This is a genomic window from Streptomyces sp. AcH 505 (assembly GCF_000818175.1).
GTDB lineage: Bacteria > Actinomycetota > Actinomycetes > Streptomycetales > Streptomycetaceae > Streptomyces.
This window is the reverse complement of sequence record NZ_JTIY01000001.1, coordinates 6,341,171-6,342,188: the sequence shown is the minus strand read 5'-3', so window position 1 is coordinate 6,342,188 and position 1,018 is coordinate 6,341,171. Positions and strand designations below refer to the sequence as shown.

Sequence of the window (1,018 nt, the reverse complement as noted above, 5' to 3'; positions counted from 1 at the left end):
CCGTGGTGACGTAGTAGCGTCACCACGGCCGGCTCCGATCTCCGCGGGGGGTCAGCCGCGGGCGACCGCGATCTTGCCGGCCAGCCGCTCGCCCGACTCGTACACCATGTAGGGCACTCCGCCCTCGGTGCCGAAACTCGGCGAGGCGCTGCGGCCGTTGTCGGGCGCCCCGTTCGACGAGTTGAAGAACACCCCCAGGTGGTTGCGGAGGGTGAAGTCGTTGCCGACCTCGGTGATCATGAGGTCGCCGCCGCTCTCCTTGTCCTTGTTGTAGACGACGTACGTGCTGCCGTTACGCTCCAGCACGTGCGGGCCGCCGACATTGACGGCGCCGACGTCGGTATGGCTGACGAGCGGCTTCTGGTCGAAGGTCCAGTTGCGCCCGTCGGCGGACCAGCCCCAGCAGATGTCGCGGTGGTTGGACGTGTTGTTGAGCATGAAAACCATCACGAAGTGGGCCTTCTTCGCGGGGAGTTCGTGCGGGAAGACCCGGGCGTACGACGTCTCGGTCGTACCGGACGGCATCATCGAGGACGACAGGACGACCTTGTCGTAGGTGAAGTTGATGCCGTCCTTGGAGCGGGCGAGCCGGGTGGTGGTGTTCTCGCCGTGGAAGTACAGCCACATCTCCTTGGACGCCTCGATCCACATCACGTGCGGGGACGAGACGTGGCTGACGGAGTAGTTCGGCGACCAGTTGTTGGAGACGATCGGGTTGTTCGGGTACTCCGTGAACGGGCCCTCCAGATGGTCGCCGTAGGCGAGGCAGATGCCGCCGGGCGCGTCGTGCGGCGCGTAGTACAGGTAGTAGCGGCCGAGCGGCGCCGTCAGCCGGCTCGCCGTGCCGCGTATGCAGGGGAAGATGATCTCGCCGGTCGGGTTGTACTTGAGCTGGGAGGGCGTCAGAAGCGTCTTGACGTACTTGTAGTCGGGGAATCCGCCCGGCGCCGCGGCGACCGCGGGCGCGGCCCCCGGAGCGAGGGAGGACGCGGCGGCCGTGCCCGCCGTCGCGCCGACC

At 67.4% G+C, this 1,018-nt stretch carries 1 protein-coding gene; it reads right to left on the bottom strand.

Annotation, left to right across the window (positions count from 1 at the left end; all coding sequences use genetic code 11):
• Positions 1–51 precede the first annotated feature (51 nt).
• The coding region (locus HY68_RS28225) for a hypothetical protein (protein WP_041994053.1) at positions 52–1,018 on the bottom strand (967 nt) is incomplete at its 5' end.